13 protein-coding genes and 1 pseudogene are annotated in these 15,761 nt (G+C 73.0%); 8 read left to right on the forward strand and 6 right to left on the reverse strand.

The window, feature by feature from the left end:
- The first annotated feature begins 29 nt into the window (after positions 1-29).
- On the forward strand, positions 30-1,475 hold the full coding sequence (locus IH48_RS0112415) for a PucR family transcriptional regulator (protein WP_078849664.1): 1,446 nt from the start codon (positions 30-32) through the stop codon (positions 1,473-1,475).
- Positions 1,476-1,661: 186 nt separating this feature from the next.
- Here IH48_RS0112415 and IH48_RS33200 read toward each other — a convergent pair.
- A pseudogene (locus IH48_RS33200) lies at positions 1,662-2,058 on the reverse strand (GNAT family N-acetyltransferase).
- Between the two features lie 43 nt (positions 2,059-2,101).
- Positions 2,102-3,037: a class A beta-lactamase gene (bla, locus tag IH48_RS0112425; protein ID WP_030902962.1), complete on the reverse strand. Its 936-nt coding sequence runs from the start codon at positions 3,035-3,037 to the stop codon at positions 2,102-2,104.
- Between the two features lie 82 nt (positions 3,038-3,119).
- On the opposite strand from bla, the gene IH48_RS36995 reads away from it, so the two are divergent.
- The gene (locus IH48_RS36995; protein ID WP_234434222.1) at positions 3,120-4,217 is read left to right on the forward strand and encodes a LysR family transcriptional regulator; all 1,098 of its coding nucleotides are present in this window, start codon (positions 3,120-3,122) and stop codon (positions 4,215-4,217) included.
- The gene (locus IH48_RS0112435; protein ID WP_030902966.1) at positions 4,214-5,134 is read left to right on the forward strand and encodes a serine hydrolase; all 921 of its coding nucleotides are present in this window, start codon (positions 4,214-4,216) and stop codon (positions 5,132-5,134) included. The genes IH48_RS36995 and IH48_RS0112435 overlap by 4 nt, the downstream gene beginning before the upstream one ends.
- Before the next feature lie 24 nt (positions 5,135-5,158).
- Here the strand turns inward: IH48_RS0112435 and IH48_RS0112440 are convergent, their stop codons facing one another.
- Positions 5,159-6,382, reverse strand: a complete 1,224-nt coding sequence (locus IH48_RS0112440) for a GDSL-type esterase/lipase family protein (RefSeq protein ID WP_051839634.1) — start codon at positions 6,380-6,382, stop codon at positions 5,159-5,161.
- A 123-nt stretch (positions 6,383-6,505) separates the two neighbouring features.
- Between IH48_RS0112440 and htpX the strand changes: the two genes are divergently transcribed.
- Together htpX and pspAB are read left to right on the forward strand one after the other, a co-directional pair.
- Entirely contained in the window at positions 6,506-7,411 is a 906-nt protein-coding gene (gene htpX, locus IH48_RS0112445; protein WP_030902970.1) for a zinc metalloprotease HtpX, read from the forward strand.
- Positions 7,412-7,484: 73 nt separating this feature from the next.
- Positions 7,485-8,102 (forward strand): PspA-associated protein PspAB, encoded by a 618-nt coding sequence (gene pspAB, locus IH48_RS0112450; RefSeq protein WP_030902973.1) that lies wholly within the window; start codon positions 7,485-7,487, stop codon positions 8,100-8,102.
- 24 nt (positions 8,103-8,126) lie between these two features.
- Here the strand turns inward: pspAB and lpdA are convergent, their stop codons facing one another.
- Both lpdA and IH48_RS0112460 read right to left on the reverse strand, forming a co-directional pair.
- The gene (gene lpdA / locus IH48_RS0112455; protein WP_030902976.1) at positions 8,127-9,527 is read right to left on the reverse strand and encodes a dihydrolipoyl dehydrogenase; all 1,401 of its coding nucleotides are present in this window, start codon (positions 9,525-9,527) and stop codon (positions 8,127-8,129) included.
- 91 nt (positions 9,528-9,618) lie between these two features.
- Positions 9,619-10,566, reverse strand: a complete 948-nt coding sequence (locus tag IH48_RS0112460; protein WP_037841736.1) for an asparaginase — start codon at positions 10,564-10,566, stop codon at positions 9,619-9,621.
- Positions 10,567-10,733: 167 nt separating this feature from the next.
- Between IH48_RS0112460 and IH48_RS0112465 the strand changes: the two genes are divergently transcribed.
- Entirely contained in the window at positions 10,734-11,384 is a 651-nt protein-coding gene (locus IH48_RS0112465) for a GntR family transcriptional regulator (protein ID WP_030902982.1), read from the forward strand.
- 181 nt (positions 11,385-11,565) lie between these two features.
- On the forward strand, positions 11,566-13,047 hold the full coding sequence (gene nhaC, locus IH48_RS0112470; RefSeq protein WP_030902984.1) for a Na+/H+ antiporter NhaC: 1,482 nt from the start codon (positions 11,566-11,568) through the stop codon (positions 13,045-13,047).
- 125 nt (positions 13,048-13,172) lie between these two features.
- Here the strand turns inward: nhaC and IH48_RS0112475 are convergent, their stop codons facing one another.
- On the reverse strand, positions 13,173-14,039 hold the full coding sequence (locus IH48_RS0112475; protein WP_051839673.1) for a DUF1932 domain-containing protein: 867 nt from the start codon (positions 14,037-14,039) through the stop codon (positions 13,173-13,175).
- Positions 14,040-14,295: 256 nt separating this feature from the next.
- Here IH48_RS0112475 and IH48_RS0112480 point away from each other — a divergent pair, with 256 nt between their 5' ends.
- Positions 14,296-15,756, forward strand: coding sequence for a nucleobase:cation symporter-2 family protein (locus tag IH48_RS0112480; protein ID WP_051839636.1), 1,461 nt, complete (start codon positions 14,296-14,298; stop codon positions 15,754-15,756).
- Positions 15,757-15,761 lie beyond the last annotated feature (5 nt).

A 15,761-nucleotide genomic window follows, 5' to 3' on the forward strand; every position in this document is an offset into this window, starting at 1 on the left:
CCCGGATCCGCACGGTTACCGTGTCCGTCATGGGAGAGGCGCCGCGCGGTACCGACGCAGGCACGTACCCCCGTTCCGGTACGGCACGTGCCGAGGACGCACTCGCGCTGGTGAGGCTCGCGGGCGGCGCCCGGCCGGTGGCGGCGCTCGTCGATTGGCTGGCGCGCCGCGCCGGCGGCACGGCCGCGGTGGTGACGGGCGAAGGAGCGGTGGTCGCGGCAGCCCCCGGCAGCCCGGCCCAGGACACCGTCGCCGCCGTCGGCGACCTGTACAGGCGGGGCATGCCGTCCGGGGTCACCGGGACGGACCGGCAGCATACGGTGCACATGGCGGCCGTGGGCAGCGGCGCGTACCTCGTGCTCCACGGACGCGACGGCTTCCGCCACGGCACGCTGCTCGCGGACGCGGCGCCCCTGGTCGAGCTGGCGCTGCGCTCCGACGAGTGCGCGCGTGACCGCCGGCGCATGGCGGACGTGCGGGCGCACGGGCGCGAGGCGGTGCTGCACCTGCTCGTCGCCGGCAGCGTGACGCTGGCGCACCGCGTCGCCGGTGCCATGGGGGACATCCTGCCCGGGCCGCTGCGCGTGTGCGTGGTGGAGTCGTCGGGCCTCGACCGCGCCGCGGCCGGCGAGCGCCTAGAGCGCACGGCCGGGGGAGTGGCGTGGGTCGTGCCGTGCCCGGTGCGCTCACGCCACCTCATCGCCCTGGTGCCGGCGGACGTCCCCAGCTGGGAGGACGCGGTGCTCGACGAGATACCCGGGTGCCGGATAGGGGTGAGCGCCGACGTGCCGCTGCGGGACACGGCCCTCGGCTACGAGCAGGCCTTCCACGCGCTCGCGGTGGCCCGGCGCGCGCCCGGACGGTGGTCGCGCTTCGGCCGCCACGACGGGCTCGCGCCGCTGCTGGGAGACGAGGGCGCGCGCTGGGCCGCTCAGCTGCTACGACCCGTACTGGCCCACCAGCCCGGCAGGAGCTCCGACCCGGGCCCCGAGGAACTGCTGGCCACCCTCGCCTCCTGGCTGACCTTCGGCGCGGGCGCCGTCCAGCACTTGAAGATCCACCGCAACACGCTGACCGCGCGGCTGCGGCTCGTCCAGGAACTACTCGGACTCGACCTCCTGCGCGGCGTCGGCCCCCGGTCCGCGGTGTGGCTCGCGCTCCGGCTGCGCGCCCCGCACACCCCGCCAGCGCCCGGCCGCCTCGCCGACCTGGACGCGCTGCTCGCCGCCCCCGCGACGCTGACGTGGGCGCGCGCCCGCGTCGCCCCGCTCACCCCCGCGTGCCGCGACGCGGTGCGCGCCTGGCTGCGCGCCGACACCCGGCTCGCCGCGGGCGCCGCGTCGCTCGGCCTCTCACCGCCCGGGCTGCGCAAACGCCTGGTGCGCGCGGAGGAGGCCACCGGCAGATCCCTGCTGGACGCGCCGAGCGCGACGTACGAACTGTGGCTGGCGCTCACGGCGCTCGGCCTGCTGTGAACGCGAGCGGCGCGCTCGCTGTGCGGAACGAAACCGGCGGGCGCGGTCGCTGTGCGAGTCAGACCTCGCCCTGGTCCGTGGCGCTCCTCTACTGTCCAACTGGCACGGCCGCGACGCGGCCGACCGGGCCACGCCGCCACGCCCACGGGGGAGCCGTGGCGGCCTGGCCGTGACCCCGCCGGCGGTTCACGGCGCGGCCGGGGCCGCCGCGGAGCCGCCGGGCGGGCGGGACATGACGACGTCGATCGGGTCCTGGGACTCCACCGCGAATCCGTGGCGCTCGTACAGCCGGCGGGCGGCGCTGCCCCGCAGGACGATCAGCCCGACGCCCACGGCCTGGGCGTCCGCCCGTTCAAGCACCGCACGCAGGACGGCGGAGCCGAGGCCGAGACCCTGGTGGTCCGGCGCGAGGTAGCCGCTGCCTCACCCGGTGCTCGTCGTAGCGCCCCAGGCGTTCGAGGTCCGCGCGCATCACCCCGGCCCTCAACTCCGCGATCACCTCGACGTCCTCCGCCAGGGCGGAACGCAGCCGCCACCCCGGGCGGTTGCCCGCCGTCCGTTCCGTTGCCGGCTCGCCATTCATGGCCGGAGTATCGCAAGCGGGTTGATGCCGGGCGCGCCCGGCATCAACCGCCGAGCGCGGCCAGCGCGGTCCTGGTCGCGTCGGCGATGAGCGCGTCGCCGGACGGCGCGTTCGCCGTGCCGCGGTCGGTCAGCACGCTGATGACGACCGGGCCGCGCGCCGGGGGCCAGGCGATCGCGATGTCGTTGCGCGTCCCGTAGCCGCCGCTGCCCGTCTTGTCGCCGACCTTCCAGCCGGCGGGCACCCCCGCCCTGATGTAGTCGGTGCCGGTCGTGTTGTGCACCATCCAGTTCCTGAGCATGCTCCGCCGGCCGGCCGGCAGCGCGTCGCCGAGCAGGAAGGCGCGCAGGTCCGTGCCGAGCGCGCGCGGCGTGCTGGTGTCGCGGGTGTCACCCGGTGTGGCGTCGTTCAGAGACGGCTCCGTCCTGTCGGCGTTCGTCGTCGCGTCGCCCATCTTCCGCAGGGCGCTCTCCAGCGACTCGGGGCCGCCGAGCTGAGCCAGCATCAGATTCTCGGCGGTGTTGTCGCTGTATTCGAGCGCGGCGGTGATGACCGCACGCAGTGTCATGCCGTGTGCCACGTGTTTCGAGGTGATCGGCGAGTAACTGACCAGATCCGCCTTGCGGTACGTGATGACGTGGTCGAGTCGCGCGTCGCTCGTCCGCTTGAGCAGCACGCCGGCGGCGAGTGCCTTGATCGTGGAGCAGTGCGCGAACCGGCGGTCGGCGTGGTAGCTCACGGTCCGGCCGGTCTTCGTGTCGAGTACGTACAGGCCGACGTGCGCGTGATAGCGCTTCTCGAGCGCTGCCAGTTTCCGGTCGAGCGCCGCGGGGGACGCGCTCGCGGACACGGCGGCGGCCGGGGCCGAGGACGACGCGCCTGACGAGGCGGGGGAGGCGGAGGAGCACCCTGCCAGCAGTGCGGAAGTGGTGGCGAGCACGGCGGCGGGCAGGGCGATCCGTAGTTTCGCGAGGTACATGCACGGCAGCCTCGTCCCGCCGATTCATGCGGTCAAAGACCCGCATGACCGTACTCATGCCGTTTCCGCATACGATCGGGCCGTGGACCTGATAGCAGCCTGCCGCGTGTTCGTGCGCGTGGGGGAGTACGGGAGCGTGACGCTCGGAGCCTCCGCCGCCCGCGTGCCCCAGTCCGTCGCGAGCAGGCGGATCGCCGCCCTTGAGGGCCACTTCGGCGAGCGCCTCTTCGACAGGTCCACGCGGCGCGTGGCGCTCACCGCGTTCGGCCGGGCCATGCTCCCGTCCGCGAAACGGCTCGTCCGGCTGGCCGACGCCATGGAGTTCCACGCGGAGCAGGTGAGGCTGCGCCCGCTCGCCGTGGCCGTCCCCGCCACCTGCTCCGTCATGCGTCTCGCCGAGCTCGACGCGGCGGCGCGCCGCGAAGGGGCGGCGCTCGACTTCAAGGCGGCGGGGCCCGGCGAGCGCGCGGAGCTGCTGAGGTCCCTCGACGTCAGGGTCGCCCTCCTCGCCGTGCCGCCGGCGGAGGCGGACTGGACCGTGCCGCTGGGCGTCGCCTCCGCGCCAGGCGCGGTGCCCGCGGGGCACGCGGCGTCCGGCCAGGACGGTCCCCTGCGCCTCGAGACGCTGCGCCCGGGCAGGACGCGGGCCGCCCGGCACCTCTGGCTGCAGCCCGAGGACGACGTGCCGCACGTGCGCGGCCGCCTGGAGCAACTCGGCCACCGTGCCGCGCTGCTGCCCGCCCAGATCGCGGTCGCCTCGTCGGGCGCGGGAGCCGTGGCCGCCGTGCTGTGCGGACGGGACGACCTGCTGGTCTGCTCGCAACAGCAGGCGCGCGAATGGGACATGGAGTGGCGCGGGATAGCCGGCGACCCTGCCGCACGCGGCTACGTCGCGTCGGCCACCGCCGCGCACGGCCCCGGGGCGGCCGCGGGCTCCTCGGACACCGCGAGGTTCACCGGGGCGCTGCGGGAGCAAGTGGCACAGGCGCTGGGGGCGCCGCGTGCGCCGCAGCCGTCACCGGAGGGCGCACCACCGCGCACAGGAGCCGCCGCCCAGGAGCATGCGGCCGTCCCACCGGGCCACGCGGCGGTCTGCGCGGGCCGTGCGGACGGTGGCCGGCCTGACCGGCCGCGCCCGGCCGAGGAGCGTCGGGCCCATCGTGGCGGGGGGCAGGCGTGAACAGCGTCCGGCTGGTCGCCGAGTTGAGGGGCGTACTCGCTGACGCCGGGCTCGCGGGTTCGTTCCTCGTCCGCGACCTGGCGAGCGGCGAGCAGGTCGGGATCGACGCCGACCGGGTGCTTCCCGTCGCCTCCCTGGTGAAGCTGCCGCTCGCGCTGGCCGTGCTCCAGCGGCGGCACGCCGGTCTGCTCGACGGGGCGGAGGCGATCGACGTGCTGCCGGGCGGCGAACGCGCGCCCGGCGACGGTTCCGCTTCGGGCCCCGTGGGGCTGAGCCGCTTCAGCCACCCCGCCCGTGTCGCGGTCGACGACCTGCTGTACCTGAGCGTCTCGATGAGCGACAACGCGGCAGCCGACGCGCTGTTCGGGCTCGTGCCACCGCGGGACGTCCACGGCGCGCTGCGTGACGCGGGCTTCGAGGGCATCGCCGTACGCCACCGCATGCGGGATCTCTCCGACGCCGCCGCAGGCAGCCTCACCCCGCACAGGGCGGGGCTGGCCCACGCCCTGGCGATCGGGGCCTCCACACCCGGGCAGGGGCATCAGGTCGCGCAGCTGGACGCGAGCCGGGCCAACGCCGGCTCCGCGCGGGCGTTCGCCGACCTGCTGCACGAGCTGTGGCAGCCCACCCGCGTACCACCCGAGGTCGCCGAGCGCCTGCGCCTGCTCATGCGCGAGAACGTGTTCAGGCAGCGGCTGGCCCCCGACTTCGCCTCCGACGCGGAGACCTGGTCGTCCAAGACGGGGACGCTGCTGAACCTGCGCCACGAGGTCGGCGTCGTCGAGCACGAGGACGGCGACATGCTCGCCGTGGCCGCGCTCACCGAGTCACGCGTCCCCGCGGCGGCGCAGCCGGCCGCGGAGGCGGCCATGGCGCGGGTGGCCCGCGCACTCCACGACCACCTGCGCGGCCGGTGAACCCGGTAGGGGGCAGCGAGCCGCTCAGGCGCGGCGTGCGGCGAGCGGCCCCTCGGGGGCCAGAGCCAGCGCGGCGAAGCGCTCGCCGATGCGGCGGTGCGCGGCGGCGTCCGGATGGAGCTGGTCGGGCAGCGGCAGCTCGGCGAAGTCCGCCTCGCCGTACAGCTCGCGGCCGTCGAGGTAGTGCAGGTTCGGGTCGTCGGCCGCTCGCTCGCGCACGATGCGGGCCAGCTCCTCCCGGATGACGTTGAGCGTCAGCTTCCCCGCCCGCACCTCGGCGGGATCGCCCAGGGCGCGGAACTGGAGCTGCCCGTCCTCCATGTTCTCGAGGTCGGGGGCGCAAGGACCGGGAGTGTCCTCGTGGATGGGGCACAGCAGAGCCGAGACGACCAGCAGCGGCGTGGTGGGATGGCCCTCGCGGATGGTGTCGAGGAAGCCGTGCACCGCGGGGCCGAACGCCCGAAGCCGCATGAGGTCGGCGTTGACGACATTGATGCCGATCTTGAGACTGATCAGGTCGGCGGGCGTGTCGCGCAGCGCCCTGGCGGTGAACGGGTCGAGCAGGGCGCTGCCGCCGAACCCCAGGTTCGTCAGTTCCACGCCCGCGATCGAGGCGGCCAGCGCGGGCCACGTGGTGCTGGGGCTGTCGGCGTTGGAGCCGTGGCTGATGGAGCTTCCGTGGTGCAGCCACCTCGTGCGGCCGCTGTCCGTGACCGGCTCGACGGGGGCGTCGGTGCGCAGCGCGACCAGCTCGGTGATCTCCGTGTGAGGGAGCCAGATCGCGACCTCCTTGCCGCGGTCGGGCAGGCCGGCGAAACGGACCGTGCCGACCGGCCCCGGCTGCGTCTGCGTGGTCCCCGCGGCCATGTCGATCAGCAGGACGTTGCCGCCGGTCACGCTCGCCTGCGCGGCCGGCCGGCCGTCCACGAGCAGGTCGTAGCGCCCATCGGGGCGTGGCGGGACGCCCACGTACGCGTTCTTGGTGCGCAGGGTGTCCAGCTCGATGGCGGTGGCGCGGGTGCGGAACACCAGGCGCACTCCGGAGGGCTGGGCCTCCGCCATGGCCAGCTGGCCGTCGTTGTTCTGTGCGCGTGCCCGCGCCGGCAGCCGGTGCGGCAGCAGACCCCTCTCCCTTTGTTCGAGATCGAGCACACCGCGTAGCAGGGCGGCGGTGATGGGGGTGGTGATCAGGTCCGCCGCCCGGTGCGCGGCCGGGGCGTCGGGGGCGTCGTCGAGCCTGTCGTTCATGGGGGGAAGTCTGCCGGTCGGGCGGGCGGACCGCACACCCGTTATTCATATCCCCCGCTTATCACGTTCGGACGGGGAAAGGAGCAAGATGTAGGCGGGAGCGTGAAACGACGGAGGCGTTCGATGACACAGACCCGCTACAAGCAGGACCGCGGACTGACCACCCGCATGGTGACCTCCATGTTCCTGATCGGCCTGCTCTACGTCGTGCTGGTGGGCGTGCTGCTTGTCGCGCTGGGCAAGTTCTGGCCGATCATCCTGGTACTCGCCGGGGTGCTCTTCGTCGTGCAGTTCTGGTTCAGCGACAAGATCGCCGCCTTCGGCATGGGCGCGCACGAGGTCACCCAGGAACAGGCACCCGCACTGCACGGCGCTGTCGACCGGATCTGTGCGCTCGCCGACATGCCCAAGCCCAAGGTCGCCATCGCACGCAGCGACATTCCGAACGCGTTCGCCACCGGCAGGAGCGAGCGCACCGCCCTGGTCTGCGTCACCACGGGCATGCTGCGCAGGCTGGAGCCCGAGGAGCTGGAGGGCGTACTCGCGCACGAGATGTCGCACGTCGCACACCGCGACGTCGCCGTGATGACGATCGCCTCGTTCCTCGGAGTGCTGGCGGGCGTGATCACCAGGATCGCGCTCTACAGCGGGCTGTCGAGGAGCGCGCGCAACGCGGGCCCCGCCGGGCTCGCGATCCTGCTGGTCCCCGTGGTCAGCGCCGTGGTCTACGTGATCGGCTTCCTGCTGACGCGGCTGCTCTCGCGCTACCGCGAGCTCTCCGCCGACCGCACGGCCGCGCAGCTGACAGGCCGCCCCTCGGCGCTCGCCTCCGCGCTGACGAAGGTGAGCGGCCAGATGGCGCGGATCCCGACGGAGGACCTGCGCAGGGCCGAGCCGTACAACGCCTTCTACTTCGTACCCGCGTTCTCGTCGAAGCAGAGCATCGGCCGGCTGTTCTCCTCGCACCCGACGCTGGAACAGCGGCTCGAGCAGCTCGCCCGCATCTCCGTCGAACTCGGCCGCCCGTGATCGCGTACGGACAGGGCCTTAGGCCCTGCCTGGAGTCCGCCGACGACATCCTCACAGGGAGGGGGTGGCCTGAGTGGGCCTCCTCGACACCATCCTCGGCCGGAGCAAACCCGTCCGCCCCGACCTCGACCAGCTCTTCGCCGTCCCGTCCGCCGCGCTGACCCTCAAGGCGGGGGCCGGCTACACGCCCACGGGCCTGGGCTCGGTGTGCTTCGCGGCCGTCGAGGGCGGCGGCTTCGCGAGGATCAAGCAGGACGTCGAGGACCTGCTGAACGCGTACGCCGACTCCGCCTCCGCCGACTCCGGCACCGACGCCGGCCGGGGGCGCCACCCCGTGGAGTTCAGCCAGGACTCGTACGGCTACACCTGGCTGCTCGCGCGTCGGCCGCCCGATGACACGGCTGCCCTGGTCAACGACCTGCACGCGGTCAACACCCTGCTGCAGGAGGGCGGGTTCGGCCCGCAGCTGCTCTGCTCCCTTGTCGGCTTCCGCGACGCCGACGAGCGGCCGCTCGCGCTCGTGTACCTCTACAAACGAGGTAGTTTCTACCCATTTGCCCCCGTTCCCGGCGCCACCGACAAGCGGGACAACCAGCGCGAACTCCAGGTCCGTGCCCTGCTCGGCAATGACCTGCGGGTCGAGCCCGACCTGGCCCGCTGGTTCCCCGTGTGGGGCGCACCGGGTTTGTGACCGGCCTACGGCCGGCGCTCGGCGCTACATGTTGATCATGTGGCCGGCCAGGCCGTGGACGGCCTCCTTGACCGCCTCGCCGAGCGTGGGGTGCGCGTGCACGTTGCGCGCGACCTCGTGCACCGTCAGGTCCCACTGCTGGGCGAGCGTCAGTTCGGGGAGCAGTTCGGTGACCTCGGGCCCGATGAGGTGGGCGCCGAGCAGTTCGCCGTACCGGCCGTCGCTGATGATCTTGACGAAGCCGACCGGGTCGCCGAGTCCGTGCGCCTTGCCGTTCGCGGTGAAGGGGAACTTCGCCACCCGGACGTCGAATCCGCGCTCGCGCGCCTGCGCCTCCGTCCAGCCGAAGCTGGCGATCTGCGGATGGCAGTACGTGGCACGCGGGATCATGACGTAGTCGAGCTCCATCGTCTCCGCGTCCGCGATCGTCTCCGCCGCCACGATGCCCATCGCCTCCGCGGCGTGCGCCAGCATCAGCTTGGCCGTCACGTCGCCGATCGCGAAGATGTGCGGCACGCTCGTGCGGCAGCGCCCGTCGACGTCGATGGCGCCGCGCTCGGTGAGGCGCACCCCGGCCGCCTCCAGGCCGTAGCCCCGGACGTTCGGGGCGAAGCCGATGGCCTGGAGCACCTTGTCCGTCTCCAGCGTCCTGCGCTCGCCGCCCTTGCCGACGGTGACGCGTACGCGCGCGCCCGAGTCGTCGATGGACTCGACCGCCGTGCCGGTGAGGACCTCGATGCCGAGCTTGCGGTACTGCTTCGCCAGCTCCTTCGAGACCTCCTCGTCCTCCAGCGGCACCATGCGGTCGAGGAACTCGACGATGGTCACGTCCACGCCGTAGCTGCGCAGCACGTAGGCGAACTCCACGCCGATCGCGCCGGCGCCCGCGATGACGATGCTCCCCGGCAGCGTCTCGCTGAGGATCTGGCTCTCGTAGGTGACCACGCGGTCCGACAGCGACGTGCCGGGCAGCAGCCGGGGGGTGGCGCCGGCCGCGATGATGCAGTGGCCGAACGTCACCGTCTCGGTGCCGCCGTCGGTGAGCGCCACCGTCACCGTGTGGTCGTCGGTGAAGGAGCCGCGGCCGTCGAACTGGGTGATGGAGTTCTTCTTCATCAGGTAGTGCACGCCGCGCACCCGGCCGTCGGCGACCTTGCGGCTGCGCGCGTAGGCGGGACCGTAGTCGGCCGAGACGTCGCCGCCGACGCCGATGCCGTAGGCGGCGGCCTCATTGGCGACGAACCGCACCATGTCGGCGTTGTGCAGCAGGGCCTTGGACGGGATGCAGCCGACGTTGAGGCAGACGCCGCCCCAGTAGCGCTCCTCCACCACCGCGGTGGTCAGGCCGAGTTGCGTGGCGCGCACGGCGGCGGTGTAGCCGCCGGGGCCGGCGCCGAGGACGAGGACGTCGAAATGTTGGCTCACAGAAGGACAATCCTCATGCCGCCCGTGCCGGCATGCAACCCGATCGCCACGATCGGGGGACGCGATCGTGGCGATCGGTGCGCCGCCCGCGTCAGAACGTGGGGCGGACGGCGCCGACCACCTCGCCGTGGCCGAGCACCGGCGCGGTGGCGAGCGCGCTGAGCGTCTCGTCGCCCTCCACGTCCACCCCGAGGCGGCGCAGCGCCGCGACCATCACCACGGGGCGCGACCGCTGCGAGCCGTCCGCGATCTTGAGCGATACCGCCGAACCGTCCGGCAGGCCCAGCGCGTACACGCCCTCGGCCCCGTCCTTGGCGATCGCGCCCGGCAGTGCGCCCATGAGCCGGGTGACGTCACGGCCCGTGCCGCCGACGTAGCGCGGGTGGGTGTTCATCGCGCGGGCCACGCGGTGTTCGAGGCTGCCCTCGGGCGCCGACGCCATGCGGCCGAAGGCACGGGCCAGGCCGCGCAGGCTGATGGCGAACAGGGGCGCGCCGCAGCCGTCGACGCCCGTGGACGCGACCTTCTCGCCCGCCATGTCCTCCAGCGTCTCGCGCAGGCCGTCCTGGAGCGGGTGGTGCGGGTCGAGGTACGTGTCCGTGTCCCACCCGTTCGCGACGCATGTCGCCAGCATCGCGGCGTGCTTGCCCGAGCAGTTCATCGTCAGCGGGGACGGCTGCCCGCCGCCCGCGAGGTACGCGCGCAGCGCACCCTCGCCGATCGGCAGGGCCGCCGTGCAGCGCAGGGCGTCCGTGCCGAGGCCGGCCGACGCGAGGATCGCCCGCACGCCGTCCAGGTGTATGTCCTCACCCGAGTGGCTCGCGCACCCGAGCGCCAGCAGCTCGCCGTCCAGGCCGAGCCCGGCGCGGAGCATGCCGAGCGCCTGGAGGGGCTTGTTGGAGGAGCGCGGGTACATCGGGGCGTCGACGTCCCCGATGCGCAGGATCTCGGAACCGTCCGGGCCGGTCGCGAGGACCGTCCCGTGGTGCACGGACTCCAGGAAGTCCCCACGCCAGACCTCGGCCACCACGCTGTGCATCAGTACGTCCGCCTTCCAGTACGCGAGTCAACTGTTGACAGTTATCACTTGGCGCGGAAGCTGTCGAGTGCGGGGGTGATTTCGCGGCAGGCCCTTGACAGCTGCGGAAACGCCCCTGTCAACTGGCGACTGTCAACACTTTGCACGATCGGAGGAGGCGTCGTCACATGAGCGGAACCCTGCAGCGCGGCCTCGCCGTCCAGATCGCCGAGGTGTTGCGTGAACGCCTGCTCGGCGGCCATCTGCGACCGGGGACACGGATCAACGAGGTGGTGCTCGCCCGGGAGCTCGGAACCAGCCGGGGACCCCTGCGCGAGGCCGTGCGGCAACTCGTCAGCGAGGGCCTGCTCGTGCACAACCCCAACCGTGGAGCCACCGTGTTCGCGGCGGGGCCGGACGACGTGCGGGCCCTGTTCGAACTACGCACCGCGCTGGAGACGGCGTCCGCCCGGCTCGCCGCCGAGCGGCGCGACGACAAGGACGTCGCCGCCCTGCGCTCGGCCTGCGCACGGGCACGCAAGACCATCCAGGGCGGCAGACGCTTCGTGCACCGTCTTGACCTGGACTTCCACCGGACCCTGACGGACACGGCACGCAGCCCCCGCGTCGCGGAACAGCTGTGGCGGGTGCAGCAGCAGATCATCCTGCTGCGCAGCCCGCTGGAGGTCCCGGCGGCGCACACCGCCGACTCCCTCGACGACCACGAGGAGATCACCGCCGCTGTCGCGGACGGCGACGGCGATCGGGCCACCGCGCTCATGCGCCTCCATCTCGGACGGGTGCTGGCCCACATGACGGCCTCCCTGACCGCAGGCTGATCCCTGCCGGGGACGCCCACCCCGCCGGCCGCGGTCATCGTGCCCACGGCGCGGCCGCGCGACCCGCGCGCAGACCCCCGTACACGGCCCAGGCCCACGGCCCGCGGCCGCCGCCACCCGCGGACGTGTCTTCCTTCGTCCGCCGACCCCGCCCGTCCCGCCGGGCCACTGGAGAACCCGCATGACCGACCCCTCCACCGCGGCGGCGCCCCCGCGCGAGCGCCGCACGCCAGGACTGCTCGTCGCCGCGCTGCCCGTGGTGCTGATGCTGACCCTCATGATCGCGGGGACTGTCTGGCTCGGCCTCGACCCCGTGGTCCTGCTGGTGGCGGCCTGCGTCGTCGCCGGTGTGATCGCCTGGCGGCTCGGCGTCACCTGGGACGAGATGCTCGGGGGCATCCGGGAGAAGATCGACGCCGCGATGCCCGCGCTGCTGATCCTCATCTCCATCGGCATGCTCATCGGCACCTGGACGCTGAGCGGCACGATCCCCATGATCGTCGACTGGGGCCTCAAGGTCATCGAGCCGTCGTGGATCGTGGTGCTCGCGTTCCTGATCACCATGGTCGTCTCGACGGTGACGGGCACATCCTGGGGCTCGGTCGGCACCGTCGGCGTCGCCCTGATCGGCGTGGCCGACGGGCTGGGGGTCTCCCTGCCGATGACCGCGGGCGCCATCGTCTCCGGGGCCTACTTCGGCGACAAGATGTCCCCGATGTCGGACACCACCAACCTGGCGCCCGCCGTGGCCGGTTCGACGCTCTTCGAGCACATCAGGCACCTCCTCTACACGACAGGACCGGCCGCGGTGCTCGCCGGCGTCCTCTACCTGGTGCTGGGCCGCACCCAGCACGCGGACGCGCACGCCGCCCAGCGCACCGACGCGCTGCACGCCGTGCTGGAGCAGGGGTTCCACTTCAACCTGCTGCTCCTGCTGCCGCCCGCTGTGGTGCTCGCGGGAGCGCTCATGAAGAAGCCGCCGCTGCCGGTCATCATCGCCTCGTCCGCGGTGGCCGGGATCCTGGGCGCCGCCGTCCAGGGCTTCTCGCTCCAGCAGGTCTCCGCCTCGGCCTCGACCGGTTTCACCACCTCCATGCTGGGCGGTCACGGCGGCGTCGACCCCCACCACCTGCCCGCGGCGGTGGGCACGCTGCTCAACCGCGGCGGCATGTCGTCCATGGTGTCGACCGTGCTGATCGGCCTCGCCGGGTTCGCGTTCGCGGGCATCCTGACCGAGACCGGCTGCCTGGACGTCCTGATGCGCCGGCTGCTCGGCAAGGTACGCAGGACGGGCGGGATCATCCTCGCCACCTCGATGAGTTCGGTGGGCGCGGCGTTCGCGATGGGCGTCTCGTACCTGACGATCATCGTGCCGGGACAGGCGTTCAAGGACGTCTACCCGCAGCGCGGACTCGCGCCGAAGAACCTGTCGCGCACCCTGGAGGACTCCGGCACCGTCTTCGTGCCGCTCGTGCCGTGGACCGAGGCCGCCACCTACATGTCCACGACCCTCGGCGTCGCGACCATGGCGTACGCGCCCTACGCGTTCCTGAACTACTTCGGCGTGATCATCGCCGTGATCTGCGGCTACACCGGATTCGGCATCGCCCGCCAGGAGCCGGCGCGCCAGGCGGCCGAGGAGCCCGTGCCCACCACGGTCTGACACGCGGGGACGCGGCCCCGCGCACGTGCCGCGGGCGCGCCCGCAGGGCCTGACGCGGCGCCGGGCGGGAAAGCGGGCCCCCGTTCGGCGGCCGCCGTGTCCCGGCGAGCGGCTGAGACCGTGCCTCAGCCGAGCGGCGGCCGCCCCGCGGGCCCCGGCCCCTCCCGCATCGCGCGGTAGACCTCCGCCGCCGCGCGGGAGAAGCCGTCCGGCACTCCGAGTCCGGCCATCGCCTCCGCCGCCTCGTCCATCTCACCGGCCCAGCGCCACGCCCTGTCGCCTGCCTTCGCCGACAACGCCGAGAGCCGCTCGTCCAGGTCGAGTCCGTTCCTCGCCAGTTCGGCCCGCAGTTCCGCGTCCACCCCGGCGCTCTGAGCGGCGCGCTCCATCAGCGCCCAGACCGCCGGCAGCGCCTTGCTCTGCAGCGCGAAGCACGCCTTGAGCGCCGAGGCGCGCCCCGGCTGCGCGCCCAGCGTCCTCGCGGCGAACGGCGTGGAGTCGAACAGGGCCGCCACCGCCTCGGCGTGCCGTCCCGAGAGCCACAGCACGCTCCGCCCCGGTTCCCACGCGGGAGGCCCGATCACCGCGCCGTCCACCACCTGCCCGGGACCGAACAGGCCGGCGATCCGCCGGACGGTCGCGGGGGAGACCGCGTTGGCGTCCACGTACAGGGGACGGTGGCCGCCCTCTCCGCCGGCCGCCAGAGCTTCCGCCACCCGCGCCGCCGTGTCGAACGCCGCGTGAGGCGGGCAGATCGAGACGATCAGATCGCAGCGGCGTGCCAGGGCCGCGATGTCCGCGACGGCGACGAGGTCGGCGAGTTCCGCGCGCTTCGCCGTGGCGTCCGAGCGTCCGGCCGCGGCCCAGAGCACTCCCCCCGCCCGAGCCTTGAGCGCGGCTCCGAGCGCGGCGCCCATCGCGCCGGGGTGCAGGACGCCGACCACCGGCCGCCGGCCGGGCCAACCCGCTCCGGCCTGTCCGTCCTCGCTCATCGCGGCCTCCTCGTCGGCGTGTTCCGCCATTGTCCACCGGCCGTCGCGCGTGGTGGGGTGCGTCCTGATCGCGGCGGTGCCCGATCCCTTGACCGCCCCAACGGCGCACATTACATTCATTCCGCATGACAGAACAACAATTTCATAATGCGGAATAGCGGAATTTGTCGAGTAGTTCTCGTACCACCTCCCTGGAGCGAAAGTGTGCGGCCACGGCCGACGCTGGAGGACGAACGGAGGAGCCGCAGTGGCAAAGATGCCCGGGTTCAGCAGGTTGAGCACCACAGGTGACGCGCCGACAGGGGGCCCCGCGGAGCCGGCCGCCCCGCACCCCGTCGACGAGAGACTGCCGCCGCTGCGGATGGCGGCCACCGGCCTCCAGCACGTCGCGGCCATGTACGCGGGAGTCGTCGCGCCACCGCTGATCGTCGGAGCGGCCATCGGCCTCTCGGCCAAGGACCTCACATTCCTCACCGGCGCCTGCCTGTTCACCGCGGGCCTCGCCACGTTCCTCCAGACGCTCGGCGTCTGGAAGATCGGCTGCAGGCTGCCGTTCGTGAACGGGGTGACCTTCGGCGGCGTGGCCCCCATGCTCGCGGTCGTGGCGTCGACGAAGGACAAACACGACGCGCTCCCGGTGATATTCGGCGCCGTGATCGTCGCGGGAGTCCTGGGCTACATCGCCGCCCCGTACTTCTCCCGCATGGTGCGGTTCTTCCCGCCGGTCGTCACCGGCACCGTGATCACACTGATAGGCGTCTCGCTGCTGCCCGTCGCCTTCGAGTGGATGCAGGGGCCCGACGCGGGCGCCAAGGACTACGGCTCCCTCGGGAACCTCGCCCTGGCCGGGGCCACACTCGTCATCATCCTCGTCCTGCGCCGCTTCACCAGCGGGTTCGTCAAGCAGATCGCTGTCCTGCTCGGCATGGTCGCGGGCACGCTCGTCGCCATCCCGTTCGGTGCGACGGACTTCGGTCCTGTCGTGCACGCCGATGTCGTCGGCTTCCCCACGCCCTTCCACTTCGGCGCACCGCAGTTCGGGGTGGCCCCGATCGTCTCCATGTGCATCGTGATGCTGGTCTGCCTGACCGAGTCGACGGCCGACATGCTGGCGCTCGGGGAGATCGTGGAACGCCCCGCGGACGAGCGCACCATCGCGGCCGGCCTGCGCGCCGACACGCTGGGGTCGGCGCTGAGCCCGCTGTTCAACGGGTTCATGTGCAGCGCCTTCGCGCAGAACATCGGCCTCGTCGCGATGACGAGGATCCGCAGCCGCTTCGTCGTGGCCGTGGGCGGCGGCTTCCTCGTGCTGATGGGCCTGTGCCCGATGGCCGCTTCGCTGATCGCCGTCGTACCGCGTCCGGTGCTCGGCGGAGCGGGCGTCGTCCTGTTCGGCTCCGTGGCGGCGAGCGGCGTGCAGACGCTCACCAAGGCGAACCTGGTGAAGGACAACAACGTGATGATCGTCGCCGTTTCCCTGGCCGTCGGGCTCATACCCATCGCCGCGCCCGACTTCTACCACGCCTTCCCCGACCGGGCGAGGATCGTCCTGGACTCCGGCATCTCCACCGGGTGCGTCGTGGCGGTGCTGCTCAACCTGCTGTTCCACCACACCGGCAGGCGCGCACGCGTCGGGACGGCGCCGGCGGTGATGGAACCGGCGGCGGAGATACCGTCGCCGCGGACGCAGGTGGGTGCGCCCGGCGGCGCCGCCTGAGGCAG

The organism is Streptomyces sp. NRRL F-5126, from assembly GCF_000721265.1.
Classification (GTDB): Bacteria; Actinomycetota; Actinomycetes; order Streptomycetales; family Streptomycetaceae; genus Streptomyces.